The following is a 19,113-nucleotide window of genomic DNA, read 5'->3' on the forward strand; positions in this document are numbered from 1 at the left end:
CGCTGCCGGAGGCCGCGGCCGCCTCGACGGCGCGACGATCGATTCCGTGAAACCCCTCCCAGGCGCTCGCGCTCGTCACCGGCACCTCGACCGGCATCGGCCGAGTCACCGCGCTGCACACGCTGCCGGCGCCCGTCATTCGACAGAAAGGCACCTCCATGTCCGTCCTGTTTGGGTTTGCCGCACAGGCGGCCTCGCCCGTGTGTACGTCGGCGGCAGAATGCGCGGGCCAGGGTGTCGACACCTTCCTCGGAACCCCTGAGCGAATCTGGGCCAGCGTGGCCGCACTGGTGGCGCTGGGCGGCGTGGTCATCGGCTGGCTGGCGCTGCGCTCCGTCCGTCGGGTGGGCGACGGCGGGCGGAGGGGAGCCATCGTGGCCCTGGTGGTGGCGCTGACCGGCGGGCTCAACGGCGCGGTGAAACTGGCCGTCGCCGACGGCGGTCTCGGCACCGGCAACGGAGTCTTCGGGGCAGCCTTGGCCCTGATGCTCGGGCTGGTCGGTGCGGTTCTCGCCGGGCTGGCCCTGGCTCGCTCCCGCCGCACCGCGCGGAGCGGCTGACCGCGGCGAATCCAAGCGCGATCGAGGCCCTGGTGACCGTACACCTCGAACCTCTCGTGATCTGTACGTGTGTACGTACAGGCAGACAGCTCTACAGAAGGGATCCTCATGTCCGTCCGTCACTTGCCGGCCACGGCCGCAGCCGCCGTGCTCGCCATCGTGGGGCTCGCCACACCGGCAGCCGCGCACGTTGTGGCCCAGCCTGTCGGTGCTTACGCCTTGACCGCCGGGCGTCTCTGGTCCGCGGTGGCCGCGCTGCTGGGGCTGGCCGGCGTCGTCGTCGGCGGTCTGGCTCTGGCCCGCTCCGCCGGTCGAATCGGCAACCGCGGGAGCAGGGGAGCCGTCGTGGCCCTGGCGGCGGGGCTGGCCTGCACGGTCATCGGCGGGCTGGTCGTGGCCGCCGCCGAGGGCGGTCCCGGCACCGGCTACGGGATAGTCGGGGGCTACGTGGACCTGGTGGTCGGGCCGATCGCCATGGTCGCCGGTGCGCTGGCTCTGGCCCGCTCCCGCCGCACCGCCTGACGCCAGGAGGCCGAAGGCCGGCGATTCCAGAAGCCATCGGCGCGCAACTCGACGTCCTGATCACAGGATTCCTGTCGGCACCGGACAAGCCGCTCAAGCGGTAGCCGGGCCGGCCTGCGCTTGCTCATCCTTTCGCGGGGCCCGCGAGGAACCGGACGGTCAGCTCGGCGAGGTCGCACCTACCCCTCGGCGGGACACCGCCATGAGCTCGCGGCCGTCCATGCCCGCCGGGTCCCGGTCGGCCACCTCGATGTCGCCGAGAACCTCGTCCCACCCCCCAGGGGCCGTCCTGGACAGGCCGTGGCCGCACAGGTCGACGGTGACGACCTGGTGCCTCCGCGCCAGGAGCGGTGCGAGGGTGTCCCGCGCCTCGAGCGCCCCGCCCAGCCCATGCAGGAGCAGTACGGCGGAGCCGGCGCCACCGTGGTCGCGGGCCGCGAGCGGGATGACGTGGTCAGCGAGGGTGATGCCCTGCGGGGGCACGCTGCTCCTTCGGTTGGTTGAGCCGGGCGCGTACGGACTCGGTGGTCACCCCGCCGTCGGGATGGCGTTCGAGCTTGGCGCGCTTGACGAGGTCGTGAACTCCCTGGCGGGTGATGCCGAGCATGGCCGCGGCCGTGGCGTACGACACGGCGACCGCCCCCGGGTGGCCCACGCGGCGGGCGACGGCCTGCCCGAAGGCCGAACGCCACCACGCTTCCGGCGGGTCGAACGGCCCGTCGCCGGGGAAGGCCGCCGCGATCAGGCGCGCCGACGCACGGACCGCGAGGGCGTCGTCCGGGCCGAGCAGCTGTGCCGCCCACACCTCGGCCTCGATGCGCAGCCGTTCCCGTATCGGCCGGACCTGATCATCCGACTCGAGAAGAATCTCCAACGGGTCGACGACCCGGGTTTCGATCAGCCGGAGGAGTTCCCCGGAGAGTTCGACGTGTTCTACCGTACTTGCGTGGTTCACTTGACGGACGATAGCAAGTACTTGTCATTTGGCATCAAGCGCTTGATGCAGATTCCTAGACGGCATCTCGGCGGCCGATTCGATCCGGCTTTTCAGCACCTGGCGAAGGAGGGTTTCAGGTCCTCGACGTGATCGTCGGCGTGTGGAGGTGAGGCATCACCAGGGCGGCGGCAGCGGTGCGGCTGCGTGCGCCGGTGCGGTCATAGATGTGTTCGAGGTGTTTGCGCACGGTGGAGACGGTGATGAAGAGCAGCCGGGCGATTTCGGCGTTGCTGCGCCCCTGAGCGGCCAGTCGCAGCACTTCCTGCTCGCGCCGGGTCAGGCGGGGGACGGCGTTTCTGCGTCGTTGGGCATCGAGGTAGACCTCGTACAGGTGGGGGCGAAGCACCTGCAGGATGAGACGGTCGCGGGGGCTGAAGTCGCGCCCGCTGTCGCGCCAGAAGGCGATCCGGCGTGCGTGGTCGGGCATGTCGGTCAAGCCCGTCATCATGGCGTGCTGGCGTCCTTCGGGCGCGAACTGCTCGGCGAAGAACGGGTGGTTGCGCAGCTCTCTTCGGGTGAAGAAGCCTGACCAGCCGATCACCCTGCTCAGATCGCCGGTGCGGGTGAAGTAGACCGTGGGCAGGAAATCAGGGCCCTCGTCGAAGTACTGGTCGTCCTCGAAGTCCGTCCACAATTCGCGCTCGCCCGCGGTCGCCTCCTGGGTGGCGACCTTTCGTCGACCTGCCATGTCGAAGTCGAAGAAGGACACGAAGTCGCAGGCGATGAGCTTGCCGAGTCCTTCCAGGACGGCCCAGGGCATCGCTGCGGTGGGCTTGTCCTGCTTGCCGTCTTCGACGACGGCCATCAGCGCACGCAGGTCCTTGGCCGCGAGGAAGTCAGGCATCGCCCATCTCCTGGTTCGACTGCACCTGACGCTACGCCGATGGGCAGCTCAGAGATACGCCGGAAGGCGAATATCCCCGCGCTGCCACAGCGGGCACGCTTGGCCTTGTCACCGAAGTTTCCGGGCCCGGATCCACGGCCAGGGTTCGCACCGCAGTTCTTGCCCTCGCAGGTTTCGCCCTGCGGTGCCGAGCCCTCGCATCCGGGCTGCCACCTGTGCATAGACCGCTATCGCGGCCGGCGGTGGCTGCCCGTTCACCGGCAACACATCCATCACGGAAGAGGCAAAGTCATGCGCGGTTACATCAAGGCACTGCTGATCACGGCGATGTCGGCGAGCTCCGCCGTCACCGGAGGTACGGCTGCGGTGACGGCCCCCGATCCGCCGCCGCCGATCCTGCTGATAGCTCCCTACGACAAGGACTGGCCGACCACATCCGGGTACTACAAGTCCGCCAACAGACGGGCCTGAGCCAAGGGACACATCAGGGTGACCAACACCGCGCCGGGCAAGAACCGCGTACGCATCACCGGCCGGCTTTACGACAAGGACCCTCGGGATCTGAGCGAGGGTGGCAAGTGCGCCTACATCAGGTTCCGCTACCACTACGTCGGTGGCGACTGGCGCTGGACGGAGTACAAGCACTGCGGATACAACACGGTCCGGCCCATCATGCTCACCCGGTACAACGTCGACGAAGTCCGGCTGAAGGTGTGCCAGGTGTCGTGGCAGCCGCCGCACACTCCCACGTCCTGCAGGGTCAAGAAGATCTACCCGACCGTCTCGCCGCGCGACCTGTAATTCACGTGTCTGGCCCGCCGGTGCGGGCTGGAACCCCATCAGTCTGTCCTCTGGTGGATGATCCACCAGAGGACAGAACCTTCAAGTTCGAGCCGTACACCACCGAACCCGGCCTGAACCGCCCAGCGCCCGTCGGGTGTCTTCCACGCGGTGGTTCGCGGGTCAGGGCGTGCCGGGCGCGACCATCGCGGCAGTGAGGGGGAGGGCTTGAACCCCTTGACGACCAGCCAGAGGCCGAGTGACCCCTCCCACAGGAATATCGGAACGGCCGACATGGCAGACAGCACGGCCGCCGCGGAAAGGAAGAGTCCTGGGAGGCAACGACGCCGCCAACGGCGGCCCGGCTTCGACCAGTGCACCGCGGAAACCCGGGGTGCTCTGCCGCCCTACAGCTTTCTTGGCACCTTCACCCTGGCCACCGTGGTGATCTGGCTCCGCACCGGATCCAAGAGACGGCTCTTAGAGGTGCGTTCCAGCATGAACGGCAAGAGAGGGTCATAGCTGTGTGGCCGTGCGGATCAGTCCGGCGAGGACGAGGGAGCGGCTGTGCGCGGGCCAGGCGATGTGGGTGACGACGGGGGGTGCGTCGGTCAAGGGGACGGCGGTGTGCTCGGCCCACAGCCAGGCGCGGGCGGAGTCGGGGAGGACGGCCACGGTGCGTCCGAGGGCGATCAGCTGGGCCAGTTGCGTCTGGTCGTGGACCTCGGGGCCCGGGCCGGGTGGGTACGTGCCGTGGTGGGGCCAGCGGGCGAGCGGAAGATCGGGGATGTCGCTGACGTCGGCCAGGGACAACGTCCTGCGCGCGGCGAGGGGGTGCCGGGCGGGCAGGATGGCGATCTGTCCCTCGGTCTGCAGTTCCTCGCTGTCGAACCCGGCGAGGGAGTTGTACGGCGCGTGCATGAGAGCCACATCGGCGCGGCCGTCGCGCAGCAGCTCTTCCTGCTCACAGATGCCGCACGGCAGCACCTCGATCTCGGCGGCGTCGGGCTCGGCCGCGTAGGCGTCGAGCAGCTTCTGTAGCAGCTCGTGAGACCCGGCGGCCTTCACCGCCAGCACCAGGCGATGGCGGGGGCCGCCCGGACTGTCAGCGCCACCGGCGCGACGGGTGCGGCGAACGGCAGCGGTGGTCGCGTCGAGGGCTGCCCGGCCCTCGTGCAGCAGCACCTCCCCGGCGCCGGTCAGGGAGACGCCGCGGCGGTTACGTTCGAGCAGGGAGACGCCGAGGCGCCGCTCGAGCTGCTGGATCGCCCGGGACAGCGGTGGTTGGGCCATGCCGAGGCGCTCGGCGGCGCGGCCGAAGTGCAGCTCCTCGGCGACGGCCATGAAGTACCTCAGCTCGCGGGTCTCCAAGGTGTCCACGGCCACAGCATACTCAGTGATACCTACCGGGTATGACAGGGCACCGCATCGGTGTTGGATGCACCGCTCGTCCGCCAGCGAACATCAACGGCATGAGCGAAACGAGGATCGCGCTGGTGACCGGCGCGAACAAGGGAATTGGGTACGCAATCGCGACCGGGCTGGGCGCCCTCGGATACCGCGTGGGCGTGGGAGCCCGCGACGAGGCCCGGCTCGAGACCGCCGTCGAGAAGTTGCGCGCCGGCGGGGTGAACGCATTCGGGGTGCCGCTGGACGTGACCAGCGCCCGAAGCGTCACCGAGGCCGCGGCACTGATCGAACGGCAGGCCGGGCGCCTGGACGTCCTGGTCAACAACGCCGGCATCTCAGGAGAGGTGGGTCCGGGGTGGGTGCAGGACCCGACCACGCTCGACCTCGACGTGGTCCGCACGGTCGTGGAGACCAACGTCATCGGTGTCATCCGGGTGACCAACGCGATGCTGCCGCTGCTGCGGCGCTCGGCCTCGCCACGCATCGTCAACGTCTCCAGTGGCGTCGCCTCCCTGACCCGGCAGGCGGACCCGGACATCGAGATCGGCCCCGTCATGGCGGCCTATGCGCCGTCGAAGTCGTTCCTCAACGCCGTCACCGTGCAGTACGCCCGGCAGCTCGCCGATACCGACATCCTGATCAACGCCGCCTGCCCGGGCCTGGTCGCGACCGACTTCACCGGCTTCCAAGGACCCCGTACTCCCGAACAGGGCGCAGCCACGGCGATCCGGCTCGCCACGCTGCCCGACGGCGGCCCGACCGGTTCGTTCTTCGAGGACGACGGCGTCATCCCCTGGTGACCCCGAACCTGAGGCGACACGATGGGCACAAACGGCGGCAGCTCCGCCTTCAGCGCCGTCACCGCGGCCGGGCCCGTCTTCGAGTTCACCGCTCGCGGGGGGCCGGGGTGCGCTGTTGTGCCGGCGGCGTGTCGCGCCTGGGCGAACAGGTTTCCGACCGCACCCCGGATTCGGCGCGGCCGGTGAGCAGGTCGTCGAAGAAGTCGATGATCGGTGGTTGCGTCCCCGCGGCATCGTGGCCCACCCTCGGGACCTCGACCTTCCGGACGGTCGTCCGGTGCCGTGCCAGGCTCCCGGCCAGGCGGTCGAGCTCCTCCGGCCGGCTGCGGCCGGGGAGGCCCATGGCGGCCAGGTCGGCCCGCCCGTCGTCGTCACCGCCGATGACCAGCAGCACTGGCACCCGGGCGACCGCGGCGGGGTCGACCGGGATCCCGAATCGCTCCTGGGTGTCGCCGATGCCGGCCGGCCAGGTGAGCGAGTGGTCGAGCAGGGTCACGCTGCCCGGCGCGCTCACCGCGACGGCGGCGAGCCGCTCCGGGTGGAGGTAGAGGAACCGGTGGGCGAACTGGCCACCGCCGGAGTGCCCGCACAGCATCACCGTGTCCACCCGCGCGTTCCACCGGACCCGGACCTGCTCCAGGACATCGAGCAGCACCAGGTCGAACCGGATGCCGTGGGCGTCGACGGTCTTGTAGTTGTGCACGTCGTCCGGATCGTCGATGCCGGCCGGGAACAGTGGTGTCACGACGATGAGATCGTGCCGGTCGGCAAAGGGGATGAGTCCCTCCCGCAGCGCGCCGACGTTGCGCCCGGTGCCGTGCACGGCCACCAGCACCGGCATCCGGGCATCGGGCGTCCAGGTCCTGGGGACATAGGCGCAGTAGCTGCAGCGCGGTTCGGCCGGCGCGGCGAAGAACGGGGTGCGGCCGGTCAGCAGCCGGCGGCCGGGGTGTGCGGCGGGCAGGTCCGCGAGACGGATCACGAGAGCTCCCTTCTCAGGTCGAGGCAAGAGCGGGCGGGTTCATCCGCCATCGCCCTGGTCGTCCACGACCAGGGCCCGCATGAGGGTGGTGACGGTCGGCGCCACGTCGACGTTCCAGATCTCGTCGAGCATCCGGCCGCACCGCGCTGCCGTCGTCAGCGGTTCCACAAGAGCCACGAACTTCTTCTCGAACTGCTCGTCGGTCATCGGCGTCCGGTGGCCGCCGGGGGCGTCGTGGACCTCGCGGACGAGCTCTTCGCCGGAGCTGAGGCGGACGGTGACCCGGTTGGGGATGCGGGTCGGCAGCATCGCCGTGAGAACCGGGTCCTCGCGAACCTCGACGCGGGCCATCAACGCCGCGACGGCGGGGTCGGTGAGCGCGTCCGGTTCGTACGAGGACGCCGTCAGCTCCCCGTCGACGAGCACGCGGGCCACCGTGTACGGGAGGCTGTGGTCGGCGGTCTCGCGCGTGGTGGGGCGCCACTTCTCCGGGTCCCTGCCCAGGATCGTCCAGCCGATGTGCGTGGTGTCGACGACGATGCGGTCGATCTCGCCGAGGTCGGCGATCTTCTCGCGCAGGTCGAGCGCCGCCCACACCGCTGTCTGCATCTCACCGTTGGTCGGCAGCAGTTTGGTGAGCGTCCGGGACACGGCGTACGTGCTGCCGGAGGTGCGGGGGAACGCGAGGGGCTCCAGCACGAAGGAATCGCTCACCTGCCGCATGAACCCCATCTCGCCCTCGAAGATCGGCGCGGGGCCGGTGAACCCCTCCCTGGCCAGCCAGGCGGAGAAGACACCGTTCCTGGCGGCGTTCGGCGCGGAGGAACCCTTCCACGACGACAGTTCGCCTGCCCGGACCTGGCGCATCGCGATGTGCCCGTTCAGGGCGATGTTGACCGCCTGGGTGAGCTGCCGGGCCTCCAGGCCCATGAGCTTGCCCGCGGCGAGGGCGGCGGACACGAGCACGTAGTTCACGTGGTCCCAGCCACGGCGGTAGAGGTTCGCGGCGTCCTGCAACCGGACCTGTACCTCGTAGGCGAGCGCGATGGCTGTGACGAGGTCCCGGCCGGAGCGCCCTTCGGCCTCGGCGACCGCCAGGCATGCCGCGATGTTGTCGCTGGGATGTCCGGGTTCGAGCCCGAGGTAGCCGTCGTTGAAGTCCAGGTAACGCACCATCGTCCCGTTGACGAACGTGGCGACGTCCGCGGTGGCGGTGTTCCTCGTGCCCAGTATCGTCGACGGGCCCGGGGGAAGGGCGCGTGCGAGGCGTCGCCCCGCCCGGCTGGGCTCGGCGTCGAACGCGCCGAGCCCGCAGCCGAGGGTGTCGACCAGGCGTTGCCGGACCGTGTGGACCGCGTGCTCGCTGACGTCGTCGAAACGCAGCGCGGCCGCCCAGGTGCCGAGGTCGTCAGCGATCATGGTCGGCCGGCCGCCTGATCGCCATGCGCGCGAGAGGGACGTGGTGCTGGCCGGCGTGCATGTCGCGGTCCCGGAGCGATCCCTGGCTGATGGGACGTGGGAAGGAGATCTTCACGACGTTCAGCGACGGGATCCGGAACATCTGGACCGTGCTCTCCTCGACCCGGTAGAGCTCGGCGATCACGCGCTCGTTCAGGAAGGACTCGTCCGCGGCGATCCGGTAGCCGTCGGCGTCACGCAGGAAGAGCTCCATGGTGACCCAGAACGGGCCCGCGTTCTTCGACCGGACCTCGTGGGCGAGGTCCGCCAGGGTGGTCTCAGACATCGGCGTTCTCTCCCATCTCGATGCGGAACAGGCTGGTCGGGTCGGCGCAGTCGACGACATGGTTCAGCACGAACTCGTACGCCGCGCCGCGCTCGACCTCGGCGGGCGAGGACGCGAACGCCAGGCTCGGCAGGTAGTCCATCGCCGGCGTCGGCAGGTGCAGCATCAGCGGGTTGGCGACCTTGGCGATCGCCGTGGCCGTCGCCTGGTCGGGCGCGTTGACCAGCAGCATCACGCCCACCTCCCGCGGCGGCCCGGTCTCGGGCTCGAGGTCGCCCAGCACCGCGTTGTGGCCGTAGAGGCGCAGGTCGAAGGCGTACTCGTCGTCCGCCAGCTCCAGCGTCTGGCCCACCCGCCGCTTGATCATCGTACTCATCAGGTCCGCCCAGGCGTCGATGTCGGCGAGGATGAGGGGGTCCCGGATCGCGGTGAACGACATGGTCTCGTAGCCGGTGATCCGGGCGCCCTCCAGCTTGATCGTGTACTGGTCGGCGACGTGGAACCTCGACCCCTCGACGCGGACGATCCGGTCGTCGACCGCGGTGTAGCGCGCGTCACGGACGTCGAGGGTGCCGTCGGGCTCGCGCATCTCGAACGGGTTCGCGGTCTCGTAGAGCATGTGGGCGGCCACCGAGATCGGCGTGCACGACACCGCGGGGTCGAGCGGTTCGATGGTGAAGCCGTCGGCGTCGATGGTGGCGAGGACGCCGCCCGCGCGCGGGTTGCCGGTGCACTGACCGCCGCATTCGACGATCTTGGCGGCGTGCCACGTCGGCCCGGCGGGCAGCCCCTTCATGAGCGGGTAGGCGGCGGCCACCGCCGTGTCGGTGGCACGGCCGGCGAGCACGACCTGGGCACCGGCCCGGAGCGCTTCGACGATCGGTTCGTGGCCCATCGCGCCGACGATGTGGGTGCAGCTCTCGAGGGTCTCGGCCCGCAGCTGTCCCAACGGGGGCAGCGGGTGGATCCGGCCCGCGTCGAGGTGCTCCTTCAACACGGTCGCGTTCTGCTCGCTGTAGATCCGGGCGACCTTCAGGTCCAGGCCCTCCTGCGCCATCACCTCGGCGGCGATCCCGGCGACCCAGTCGACGCCGCTGTCGGTCCCGCTCGTACCGCAGGAGCCCACGATCACGGGTATGCCCGCGCCGGCCGCGGCCGTCAGCAGGCTGCGCAGGTCGCGTGCCACCGCCTTGGCCGTCGTCTTGGGGGTCGCGGAGCCGAGGTAGTAGGGGCCGGAGTCCGTCGACCCGGCGTCGATGCTGATGACGTCGGCACCCAGCGCGATGCCGCGCTCGATCGTCGCGTGGTCCCAGCCCGCGCCGAGCATGCCGCTCGGCGACAGGACCCGGACCGGCTTGACGGGTTCGCTGTCCATGTCCCTCTTTCTCTCGGTGTCAGTTCACCGGGAACTGTGCGCGGCCTTCGAGCGCCGCCACGAGTTCCTCGGCCCCTCTGAGCCCCGCGGCGGCTCGTGCTTCGGCGGTCTGCCCGGCCATGTGGGAGTAGACGACGATGCCGTCGACGCCGCGCAGCGGGCTGCCGGGCGGAAGCGGCTCCTCGCTCACGACGTCGAGCGCGGCGCCCGCGATCTGTCCCGCCCGTACGGCCGCGACGAGCGCGTCCTCGTCGACGATGGGACCACGCGCGGTGTTGACCAGCAGCGCGGTCGGCTTCATCCGCTTGAACGCCGACTCGCCGAGCAGGCCTCGGGTCCGTTCGGTGAGCGAGGTGTGCACCGAGACGTAGTCGGCGGTGGCCAGCAGCTCGGGCAGGTCGACGAACCCGACCGAGGGATCGCTGCGCAGCCGCGCCGGCACGCCGGTGGAGCAGACCACGTTCATGCCGAAGGCGCGAGCCAGCGGCACCACCGCCCGCGCCGACGCGCCGTAGCCGATGAGTCCGAGGGTCGACCCGCGCAGTTCACGTCCGTCCTCGCGCGGCCAGGCCCCCTGGGCCACACCGTGCGCGGACTGCACGAGGCGTCGGGCGCCCGCGAGCAACAGACCCATGGTGTACTCGGCGACGGCGTTGGCGTTGATGCCGGGCAGGTTGCTCACGCTGATCCCCAGCTGGGCCGCGGCGGCGACGTCGACCGAGTCGTAGCCCACGCCTGTCCGCACGATGACCCTCAGCCTCGGCGCGCGGGCGAGGACGTCGGCCGTGAGCGGTTCGTTGGCCACCAGCGCGGCGTCGATCCCGGCGAGCGCCGCCACGAGCTGTTCGGGGTCGCGCCGGCCGACCATGGGCAGGTGCACGGTCTCCAGGCCGGAGAGTCTCAGGAACTCGTCGACCTCGTCGCCGGGGCGGAGGTAGTCCGTGGTGATCAGCACGCGGGTCGCCGTCACAGCACACGTCCGGAGGCAGAGCGTCGTTGCAGGGCGCTGACGCGCGCGACCGTCAGCACGGCGACGACCGCGATGATGGCGACGTGGATCAGCAGCAGGGACCAGCTCGTCAGGTCGACCATGCCGCCGACCACCGCCGGCCCGAGGAAGCCGCCACCCACCCATCCGACGGTGTAGAGACCGGTATAGGTCCCGACCACTCCGTCGGACGGTGCGAGGTTCCACAGGACGACGACCGCGTTGACCAGGAACGAGGACGCACCCGCTGCCGCGACGCACAGACCGACCACCGCGCCGGTGGGCGTCTGCACCACGGTGCCGAGCACCAGGCCGGCCGCGAACACCGCCATCCCGGCCATCATCACGCGCAGCCGGCCGAAGCGCTCCGCGAGCATCGCCACCGGGTAGGCCGCCACGATGAAGGCCACCCCGCTGGGCAGGGTCAGCCCGCCCGCTTCGCCGCGGGACAGGTCCAGCACCTCCATGCCGTACGGCGTCATGAGTGCCCGGGAGGCGGCCCACGCACCGCCGAAGAGGAGGATGGCCACGATGAGCAGCAACCTGCTGCGGTTCGGATCCCGCACGATGTCGAGCACGACGTCCCGCACCCGCACCCGCACGTTCGCCGCCGCCGTACCCTGCCGCTCGCGGTCCTCCTCGAGCGCCGTCCGGTAGGCCGGGGACCGGCTGTCCCGCAGCTTCGCGGCGAGCAGGGCCACGGACGCCACCATCAGGACCGCGGGAATCGCGAACGACAAATTCGGGAAGTCGTCGATCAGGAAGATGCTGATCAGCGCCGCGACCATCACCGTGAGGCTCGACGCGATCTTGACCGCCGCGTTGGCCCGGCTCCGGCGCTGCGGCGGGATGAAGTCCGGGAGCAGGGACTCGGCGATGGGCTTGAACGAGTTCGCGACCAGCGCGTAGGCGAACATCACCAGGATCAGCAGCGGTAACGAGGCCGCGGCGTGCGGGATGACGAGGAACAGCAGCGCCGCCAGCGGCATCCCGACGACGAGGTACGGGATACGTCTTCCCCACGAGGTGCGGGTGTTGTCCGACCGGTTGCCCATCCACGGCTGGATGAAGATGCCGAGCAGGTTGTCCATCCCCATGAGCAGGCCGATGAGCGCGGCACTGCCGATGTGCTCGCGGAGCAGCGGCGGCACCTGCGAGTCGTAGAGGTTCCACGTCGACTCCTGCGCGAAGACCGCCAGGGAGACGAGGAAGGTGATGCGTCCCGCTCGCGTGGGCTGCCCGCTCATCGTCGTGGACATTGGACACCTTCCCTTCACTTCGCCGTTGTGGCGAGCACAACGCTACGGTTGCTATAGCAAGACGGTCAATAGTCTCAAACGAGCTTTGCCATGGCAGTTAGACTGATCGCATGGCGGATGAGACGTTGAAGGGCCTGACGGCCGGCACCCTGGCCGACCGCGCGTACCGCGCCATCCGCGACGCGATCACGATCGGGGAGCTACGTCCCGGCCAGAAGGTCACCGAACGGGGGCTCGCCGAGCGGTTGTCGGTCAGCCCGACTCCGGTGCGCGAGGCCATCCGGCGCCTGGAGCAGGACGGCCTGCTCGAACGAACGGGACCGCGGACGGTGCAGGTGGCCACGTTCGGCGACGTCGCGATACAGGACCTCGCCGAGGTCGAGGTGGCCCTGCGCGGGATGGTGGCCCGCTTCGCCGCCCGGCACGCATCCCTGGAGCAGCTGGACCAGCTCGACGCCATCCTCGACGAAGCCGACGACCTGCTGATCCTCATCAAGCAGCGCCAGAAGGCCGGGCAGGAGCTGTCGCGGCACCTCGGCCGGCTGCTCGACGCCATGCAGCGCTTCAACGAGGTCGTCGAATCCTGCGCCGGCAACCCGGTCCTCGTGCGGCTGCTCGACCAGACCCGGGTGTTCTCGTGGCCGGAGCGCCGGGCCAGGCTGATCGAGCGGATCAGCCACGACGCCGAGTTCGGCCTGCACCGCTACACGAGCCATCGGGCGCTCGTCCGGGCGTTGCGGGCACGTGACTCGGCGGCGGCCGAGGCGCTCGTGATCGAGGACGCCCGTGGCGGGCTCGGGGACCTGCTCGCCGCACCCACGACACCGGCGGCGGCTTCCGCCGCCCGCTTCTGAAGGACCATGCCTGGCCGCCCGAGGTCAGCGCGCGAGGTCGACGAGGAGCGTCAGGTCACGGTCGACCCGGATGCGGCACTCCGGTCCGAAACAGCACGAGGACTCGCGCTCCTCGAAGACCGCCGGCCCCGTGATCTCCGTTCCCGGTCGCAGGCGGTACCGGTCCCAGACCGTCGCCTGAAGCCGGCCGTGCCCGGGGAGCCACACCTCGCGTACCCCGCGCCGGGGGTCGCCGGCCACGGGTGCACATCCCACGGGGATGTCGTGGCCGGGCAGTTGCGCCGAAAGCCGCCAGTTGACGACTTCCGCGGGTCCGTCGAGGGAGCGACCGAACGTCGCGCGGTAGGTCTCTTCGAATGCCCGGTGGAGGTGTTCGACGTCGGTGCGGGCGACGTCCGTCCCGGGGAGCTCGATCTCGATCTCGAACCCCTGTCCCACGTACCGCATGTCGACTGACCGCCGGATCCGCACCAGATCGGGACGGTCCGGTCGCAGCACCGCGGTGGCGTGCGCGGCCATCTCGCCGTAGACGGCGGCGACGCGGTCCCAATCGACGTCGGCGAGCGCCGATGGCAGGCTGCGCGCCTGGTCCACCGTGGGTGCGGCGACGAGGAACCCGTAGGCGGACATGACGCCGGCGCGCATCGGGACGATGACCCGTGCGATCTTCAGCTGCTTCGCCAGACCGTACGCGTGCACCGGGCCGGCCCCGCCGAACGCGATGAGGGCGAAGTCGGCGGGGTCCCTGCCGTGCTCGGACAGGTGCATCCGGGCGGCGGCCGCCATGCTCGCGGTGGCCACCTCGACGATGCCCGACGCGGCACCGACGCGGTCGAGGCCGAGCGGCCCCGCCACTTCCCGGTCCACCGCCTTGTGGACCTCGGCGGTCCGCAGCACCATCTCCCCGCCGAGGAAGGCGGCCGGATCGAGATAGCCGAGCACGAGATCCGCGTCCGTGACGGTCGGATGGTCCCCGCCCCTGCCGTAGGCGACGGGCCCCGGCACGGACCCGGCGCTGCGCGGGCCGACCTTGAGCAACCCCAGTTGGTCCGGCGCCGCGATCGAGCCGCCACCCGAGCCGATCTCGATCATGTCGACGACGGTCAGCCTGAACGGCAGTCCCGAGCCCGGTTTGAACTTGTCGACGCGGCCCGCCTCGAAGTCGTGCTTGCGGCGAGGCTCGCCGCCGCCGACGATCGCGATCTTGGCCGTGGTGCCGCCCATGTCGAACGAGACGACATCCGGCTCGCCCAGCCGGCGTGCCACGGCGGCAGCGGCGATCGCGCCCGCGGCCGGGCCGGACTCGAGCAGGCGGAAGGGGAACGCCTTCGCCTCCTCCAAGGAGGTGACTCCGCCTCCGGACAGCATGACGTGCAGCGGCGCGTCGATGCCCATCGCGAGCAGGTCGTCACGCAGCGCGTCGAGGTAGCGCACCACCAACGGCTGCACGTAGGCGTTGAGGCAGGCGGTGCTCGCCCGTTCGTACTCGCCGATCACGGGAGCGACCGCGCTGGAGACGGTGACCGGCAGCGCCGGGTGTTCCCTCGCGAGCAGCTCCTGCACCCGCCGTTCGTGCTTGTCGTCGCGGTAGGAGTGCAGCAGGGCCACCGCCACCGCTTCGACGCCTTGCTCCAGGAGCTCGCGCACCTGTGCGAGCACCTCGGCCTCGTCCAGCGGCTCCAGCTCGGTGCCGTCGGCGGCGATGCGGCCCCGCACCCCGCGGCAGAGGTGTCGCGGGACCAGCGGATCGGCCGGGCGGGCGAGGAGGTCGGTGGTGTCGAACCGGATCTCCCGGGCCATCTCCAGGGTGTCGCGGAAACCCCTGGTGGTGAGCAGTCCCACGACGGCGCCGGTGCGCTCGAGCAGCGTGTTGGTCACCAGGGTCGTGCCGTGCACCACCCCGGCGATGTCGCCGGCCGGCGTGGCCGTCTCCGCCAGCAGACGTGCGATGCCCTCGGTGATCGCCTCGTCGGGGGCGTGCGGTGTGGAGGGCAGTTTGCCGGGCCACGTCAGGTTGCGTGCCGGGTCGTGGAGCAGCAGGTCGGTGAACGTGCCACCGACGTCCACCCCGATCCGGACCGTACGACTCATCGATGGGACTCCTCACCCGTCTGTTCCCGGTCCACCGCAGGTGGACGGACATAGCCACTCAGCTCGTCGGCCACGGCCAGGTGCGGCTCCCGCTCCTCCGGCGCACCGAACCCGCCGCCGCCGGGGAACGAGATGACCACAGAGGAACCCGGGGCCAGCTGGGAGATCGACTTCAAGGACAGGCGTTCGCCGGTGTCCAGCACCGCGTACGCCGTCGCCCCCGGCTCCCCTCCGGCGAGTCCCAGGGCCGGGTGCCGCTCGCGATCCCCCAGCAGCACCATCTGCACCGGACGACGGGTCGGGTTGTGCACCTCGATGTCCTGCCCCAGCCCGCCGCGGCGCCGCCCGCGACCGCCCGAGTCAGCCCGGAGCTCCTTGCGCACGAACCGCAGGGGAGAGGCGACCTCGATCGCCTCGACACTCCCGCTGCCGGAGTTGGTCGGGAACGCGGTGGTCGAAAGCCCGTCCTTGTCCCTGGAGGCCCCCATGCCGGCGTTGGCGAACAGCATCTGCGAGAAGGGACGACCGTCGTCGTCGACACCGGCGAATCGGACGCGGAGCGCGGGCGCTCCGCCGCTGTCGGCGATGACCCGGTCGGGCAGCACCGGCGCGAGCGCCTGGTAGATCGCGCACGAGAGCAGGTGCCCGGTCAGGTGGCGCGCGACGACCGGCGCGGGAAACGTGGGATTGACGATCGTGCCCGCCGGAGCGGTCACGGTGATCGCCTGGTACGAACCCCAGTTCGTCCGCGTGGCCGGATCGAGCAGGATCTTCAGCGGATACATCGAGTACGCGCGCGTGTAGTTCAGCGTGGAGTTGGTCGAGTACGGCACCTGGGCCGAGCTCCCGGCGTAGTCGATCCCGATCCGGTCACCGCTCACCGTGACCGCGCACTCGATGTGCGTCGGATGCCCCTCGACACCGTCGGCGTCGACGCCCGCCCGGTACACGCCGTCCGGCAGGTCGCGGATCGCCGCCCGCAGCGCGGCATCGGCCAGCGCGTGCACCTCGGTGGCGAACCGCTCGAAGTCCGGCTCGCCGAAGTCGTCGAGGAACTCCCGCGCCCGTCGCCGGCACACCGCGTGCGCGGCGGCCTGCGCCTCCAGGTCGCCCCACAGCTGGTCGGCGAGGCGGACGTTGGCCAGCAGGAGATCCTTGACCCCCTGCTCCACCCCGCCGGCCCGGAACAGCCGCAACGGCGGGATCAGGATGCCCTCCGAGATCAGATCGGTGGCTCCCATGGACGGCGTGCCGCCGATGTCGGGGGAATGCGCCGCGGTCCCGGCGAAGCCGACGAGCACGCCTCTGTGGAAGATCGGGGTGATCATGGCGATGTCGGGCAGGTGCCCCGTCGCGATCCACGGGTCGTTGGTGATGACGCAGTCGCCGTCCTGCCATTCCCGGGCCGGGAACCTGTCCAGGACCACGGCGCCGAGGGAGCTCATCAGGGCCGCGAAACCGGGGATGCCGGCGCGCGACTCCGCCATGGTGCGTCCCTGGCGGTCCATCAGGACGACGGTGTAGTCGTTGGACTCGCGGATGATGGTCGAGAAGGCCGTGCGCAGCATCGTCGAGGCGGCCTCGTCGGTCGCGGCGGCGAGCCGGTCCCACCGCACTTCCAGGCCGATCGGGTCGGAGAAGGATGGTGTCATGACGTCGTGGTCGCCTTCGGCCGCGAACCGCGTCGCCCGGATGCCCCGGTCGCGATCTCGGCGGCGATCGCCGTGCCGAGACCCGCGGTCGTCCCGGAGCCGCCGAGGTCGGGAGTGAGCACCTCCGGCTGCTCGTCGAGCACGGTCTCGATCGCGGCCACGATCCGCGCCGCCGCGGCGGGCTCTCCCAGGTGGTCGAGCATCATGGCGCCGCTCCAGATCTGACCGACCGGGTTGGCGATCCCGCGTCCGGCGATGTCGGGCGCCGAGCCGTGCACCGGCTCGAACAGGCTTGGCCAGGTGCGGTCCGGGTTGATGTTGGCGCTCGGGGCGATCCCGATCGTCCCCGCGCACGCCGGCCCGAGGTCGGAGAGGATGTCCCCGAAGAGGTTGCTGGCGACGACGACGTCGTACTGCTCGGGGCGCAGGACGAACTTGGCCGCGAGGATGTCGATGTGGTCCTTGTCCGCGACCACGTCCGGGTACCGCTCCGCCATCGCGGCCGCGCGCTCGTCCCAGTACGGCATCGTGATGGAGATGCCGTTGCTCTTGGTCGCCCACGTCAGGTGCCTGCGTGGCCGGGAGCCGGCCAGCTCGAACGCGTACCGCAGCACCCGGTCCACCCCGGTTCGGGTCATCACGGTCTCCTGCACGACCGTCTCGCGGTCGGTGCCCTCGAAGATCCGGCCCCCGATGTTCGAGTACTCGCCCTCGGTGTTCTCGCGGACGACCAGGAAGTCGATGTCGCCCGGCTCGTGGTCGCGCAGCGGGCTGCGCACCCCGCGCAGCAGCCGTACCGGCCGCAGGTTGACGTACTGGTCGAACTCACGGCGGAACTTCAGCAGGCTGCCCCACAGCGACACGTGGTCGGGCACGACCTCGGGCCACCCGACCGCGCCGAAGAAGATCGCGTCGAAACCGCCGAGCACCTCCCGCCAGTCCGGCGGCAGCATCTCGCCGTGCCGCACCCAGTAGTCGGCGCAGGCGAACCCGAACTCGACGGTCTCCAGCTCGAATCCATGGGTCTCCGCGGCGGCCCGCAGGCACCGCAGCCCTTCAGGGACGACCTCACCTCCGATGCCGTCGCCCGGGATGACCGCGATGCGGTGACGGTGGGACACAGGCGCTCCTCGGCCTCGTCGACAGTGCACGCACCCGGTCCGGCCGGCGGGTGCGCCTCCACCTTCGTCGGCGGAAAACGCCGCAACAAGAACGCCTGGAGCAACCTATCCTTTCGCCCATGGAAAGACGCCGGCGCCACACCCGCCGCGGTATGACGCGATGACCACCTCGATGGACGACCTCCACTTCTTCCAGGTGGTCGCCTCCAGCGAAACGCTCACGGCGGCCGCCCGCGAGCTGGACTGCTCCCTGCCTGTCGTCAGCAAGCGCCTCAGCGCCCTGGAACGCCGGCTCGACGTGCGCCTGGTGCACCGCGGCACGCGCCGGCTCGCGCTGACCCCCGAGGGGGAGGTCTACGCCGCGCGCCTGGAGACGATCCTCGACCAGGTCCGCGAACTCGAGGACCTGGTCACCCATCGCTCCGGCGACCTGCGGGGCTCCGTCGTGGTCCAGGCGACCCTGGGCCTCGGACGCGCGCACGTGGCGCCGCTGCTCGGCGAGTTCACCGCCCGGCACCCCCGGCTGAGCATCCAGCTGCGCACGACGGCGCTGCCCCTGCGGCCGCACCGTCGCGAGTTCGACCTGGCCGTCCACGTCGGTACGCCCCCGGACTCCTCCCTGCGGATGCGCCGGCTGGCGGAGAACCGTCGAGTTCCCTGCGCCGCACCCTCCTACCTGGAACGGAGCGGAACGCCCGAACGCGTGGAGGACCTGGCCGACCACGACTGCATCGTGCTCCGCGAGAACGAGGGAGACTTCGCGCTGTGGCGCTTCGGCGACGCCGGGAACCCTCGCCAGATCCGCGTGCACGGCCGCCTGTCCAGCAACGACGGGGACATCGTGACCGACTGGGCGCTGCAGGGCCGCGGTGTGATCATGCGCTCGGAATGGCAGATCCGGTCTCACCTCGAGAGCGGCGCCCTGGTGCGCGTGCTGCCCGGGGTGCCGACACCGCCTGCCGACATCTACGCGCTCCTGTCCGACGACGTCCACGTGCCCCGACGGATCAGCGAGCTGGTCGACCATCTGGCCGCGCGCCTGCCGGACCGGATCGCCTGACCGGATCGCCGGCTCCGGCGAGACGGCGCTTTCCCGTGGAGAAAGGTCGCCTTGCCGTCGAAGGCATTGTCCAG

20 protein-coding genes are annotated in these 19,113 nt (G+C 70.6%); 7 read left to right on the plus strand and 13 right to left on the minus strand.

Annotated features, from left to right (window positions below; all coding sequences use genetic code 11):
* Positions 1-158: 158 nt before the first annotated feature.
* Together AB0J69_RS45375 and AB0J69_RS45380 are read left to right on the plus strand one after the other, a co-directional pair.
* Positions 159-560, plus strand: a complete 402-nt coding sequence (locus AB0J69_RS45375; RefSeq protein ID WP_364131659.1) for a DUF6223 family protein — start codon at positions 159-161, stop codon at positions 558-560.
* A 108-nt stretch (positions 561-668) separates the two neighbouring features.
* Positions 669-1,082 (plus strand): DUF6223 family protein, encoded by a 414-nt coding sequence (locus AB0J69_RS45380; protein WP_364131662.1) that lies wholly within the window; start codon positions 669-671, stop codon positions 1,080-1,082.
* A 159-nt stretch (positions 1,083-1,241) separates the two neighbouring features.
* Here the strand turns inward: AB0J69_RS45380 and AB0J69_RS45385 are convergent, their stop codons facing one another.
* From AB0J69_RS45385 to AB0J69_RS45395, 3 genes are all read right to left on the minus strand, one after another.
* Positions 1,242-1,565, minus strand: a complete 324-nt coding sequence (locus tag AB0J69_RS45385; RefSeq protein WP_364131665.1) for an alpha/beta fold hydrolase — start codon at positions 1,563-1,565, stop codon at positions 1,242-1,244.
* A complete protein-coding gene (locus AB0J69_RS45390; RefSeq protein ID WP_364131667.1) occupies positions 1,537-2,037 on the minus strand; it encodes a hypothetical protein in 501 nt (166 codons plus the stop codon). Before AB0J69_RS45390 ends, AB0J69_RS45385 begins: the two co-directional genes overlap by 29 nt.
* Before the next feature lie 115 nt (positions 2,038-2,152).
* On the minus strand, positions 2,153-2,923 hold the full coding sequence (locus tag AB0J69_RS45395) for a LuxR C-terminal-related transcriptional regulator (protein WP_364131669.1): 771 nt from the start codon (positions 2,921-2,923) through the stop codon (positions 2,153-2,155).
* 291 nt (positions 2,924-3,214) lie between these two features.
* Between AB0J69_RS45395 and AB0J69_RS45400 the strand changes: the two genes are divergently transcribed.
* Together AB0J69_RS45400 and AB0J69_RS45405 are read left to right on the plus strand one after the other, a co-directional pair.
* Positions 3,215-3,394, plus strand: coding sequence for a hypothetical protein (locus AB0J69_RS45400; RefSeq protein WP_364131671.1), 180 nt, complete (start codon positions 3,215-3,217; stop codon positions 3,392-3,394).
* Between the two features lie 18 nt (positions 3,395-3,412).
* Positions 3,413-3,724, plus strand: coding sequence for a hypothetical protein (locus tag AB0J69_RS45405; protein WP_364131674.1), 312 nt, complete (start codon positions 3,413-3,415; stop codon positions 3,722-3,724).
* A gap of 495 nt (positions 3,725-4,219) precedes the next feature.
* On the opposite strand, the gene AB0J69_RS45410 is transcribed toward AB0J69_RS45405, so the two are convergent.
* Entirely contained in the window at positions 4,220-5,083 is an 864-nt protein-coding gene (locus AB0J69_RS45410; protein ID WP_364131676.1) for a LysR family transcriptional regulator, read from the minus strand.
* A gap of 92 nt (positions 5,084-5,175) precedes the next feature.
* On the opposite strand from AB0J69_RS45410, the gene AB0J69_RS45415 reads away from it, so the two are divergent.
* A complete protein-coding gene (locus AB0J69_RS45415) occupies positions 5,176-5,913 on the plus strand; it encodes an SDR family oxidoreductase (RefSeq protein ID WP_364131678.1) in 738 nt (245 codons plus the stop codon).
* 85 nt (positions 5,914-5,998) lie between these two features.
* On the opposite strand, the gene AB0J69_RS45420 is transcribed toward AB0J69_RS45415, so the two are convergent.
* The 6 genes from AB0J69_RS45420 to AB0J69_RS45445 are packed head-to-tail and all read right to left on the minus strand — an operon-like array spanning position 5,999 to position 12,261.
* Entirely contained in the window at positions 5,999-6,895 is an 897-nt protein-coding gene (locus AB0J69_RS45420; protein WP_364131681.1) for a hypothetical protein, read from the minus strand.
* A gap of 39 nt (positions 6,896-6,934) precedes the next feature.
* Entirely contained in the window at positions 6,935-8,314 is a 1,380-nt protein-coding gene (locus tag AB0J69_RS45425; protein ID WP_364131684.1) for an MmgE/PrpD family protein, read from the minus strand.
* Complete coding sequence (locus tag AB0J69_RS45430) at positions 8,304-8,639, minus strand: DUF4387 domain-containing protein (protein ID WP_364131687.1); 336 nt, start codon at positions 8,637-8,639, stop codon at positions 8,304-8,306. The genes AB0J69_RS45425 and AB0J69_RS45430 overlap by 11 nt, the downstream gene beginning before the upstream one ends.
* A complete protein-coding gene (locus tag AB0J69_RS45435) occupies positions 8,632-10,014 on the minus strand; it encodes an acyclic terpene utilization AtuA family protein (protein WP_364131690.1) in 1,383 nt (460 codons plus the stop codon). Before AB0J69_RS45435 ends, AB0J69_RS45430 begins: the two co-directional genes overlap by 8 nt.
* Positions 10,015-10,033: 19 nt before the next feature.
* Positions 10,034-10,984 carry a phosphoglycerate dehydrogenase gene (locus AB0J69_RS45440; protein ID WP_364131693.1) on the minus strand — a complete coding sequence of 317 codons (951 nt, stop codon included), beginning with the start codon at positions 10,982-10,984 and terminating at the stop codon, positions 10,034-10,036.
* The gene (locus AB0J69_RS45445) at positions 10,981-12,261 is read right to left on the minus strand and encodes an MFS transporter (RefSeq protein ID WP_364131695.1); all 1,281 of its coding nucleotides are present in this window, start codon (positions 12,259-12,261) and stop codon (positions 10,981-10,983) included. Before AB0J69_RS45445 ends, AB0J69_RS45440 begins: the two co-directional genes overlap by 4 nt.
* Positions 12,262-12,371: 110 nt before the next feature.
* Here AB0J69_RS45445 and AB0J69_RS45450 point away from each other — a divergent pair, with 110 nt between their 5' ends.
* Positions 12,372-13,115: a GntR family transcriptional regulator gene (locus AB0J69_RS45450; RefSeq protein WP_364131698.1), complete on the plus strand. Its 744-nt coding sequence runs from the start codon at positions 12,372-12,374 to the stop codon at positions 13,113-13,115.
* A gap of 24 nt (positions 13,116-13,139) precedes the next feature.
* On the opposite strand, the gene AB0J69_RS45455 is transcribed toward AB0J69_RS45450, so the two are convergent.
* The 3 genes from AB0J69_RS45455 to AB0J69_RS45465 are packed head-to-tail and all read right to left on the minus strand — an operon-like array spanning position 13,140 to position 17,979.
* Positions 13,140-15,206 carry a hydantoinase/oxoprolinase family protein gene (locus AB0J69_RS45455; protein ID WP_364131700.1) on the minus strand — a complete coding sequence of 689 codons (2,067 nt, stop codon included), beginning with the start codon at positions 15,204-15,206 and terminating at the stop codon, positions 13,140-13,142.
* A complete protein-coding gene (locus AB0J69_RS45460; RefSeq protein WP_364131702.1) occupies positions 15,203-16,858 on the minus strand; it encodes a hydantoinase B/oxoprolinase family protein in 1,656 nt (551 codons plus the stop codon). The genes AB0J69_RS45455 and AB0J69_RS45460 overlap by 4 nt, the downstream gene beginning before the upstream one ends.
* On the minus strand, positions 16,855-17,979 hold the full coding sequence (locus AB0J69_RS45465; protein WP_364131704.1) for a tartrate dehydrogenase: 1,125 nt from the start codon (positions 17,977-17,979) through the stop codon (positions 16,855-16,857). Before AB0J69_RS45465 ends, AB0J69_RS45460 begins: the two co-directional genes overlap by 4 nt.
* Positions 17,980-18,139: 160 nt before the next feature.
* On the opposite strand from AB0J69_RS45465, the gene AB0J69_RS45470 reads away from it, so the two are divergent.
* Positions 18,140-19,039, plus strand: a complete 900-nt coding sequence (locus tag AB0J69_RS45470) for a LysR family transcriptional regulator (RefSeq protein WP_364131707.1) — start codon at positions 18,140-18,142, stop codon at positions 19,037-19,039.
* The last annotated feature ends 74 nt before the right edge of the window (positions 19,040-19,113 follow it).

Source organism: Nonomuraea sp. NPDC049709, from assembly GCF_040674815.1.
In the GTDB taxonomy this organism is placed as follows: domain Bacteria; phylum Actinomycetota; class Actinomycetes; order Streptosporangiales; family Streptosporangiaceae; genus Nonomuraea.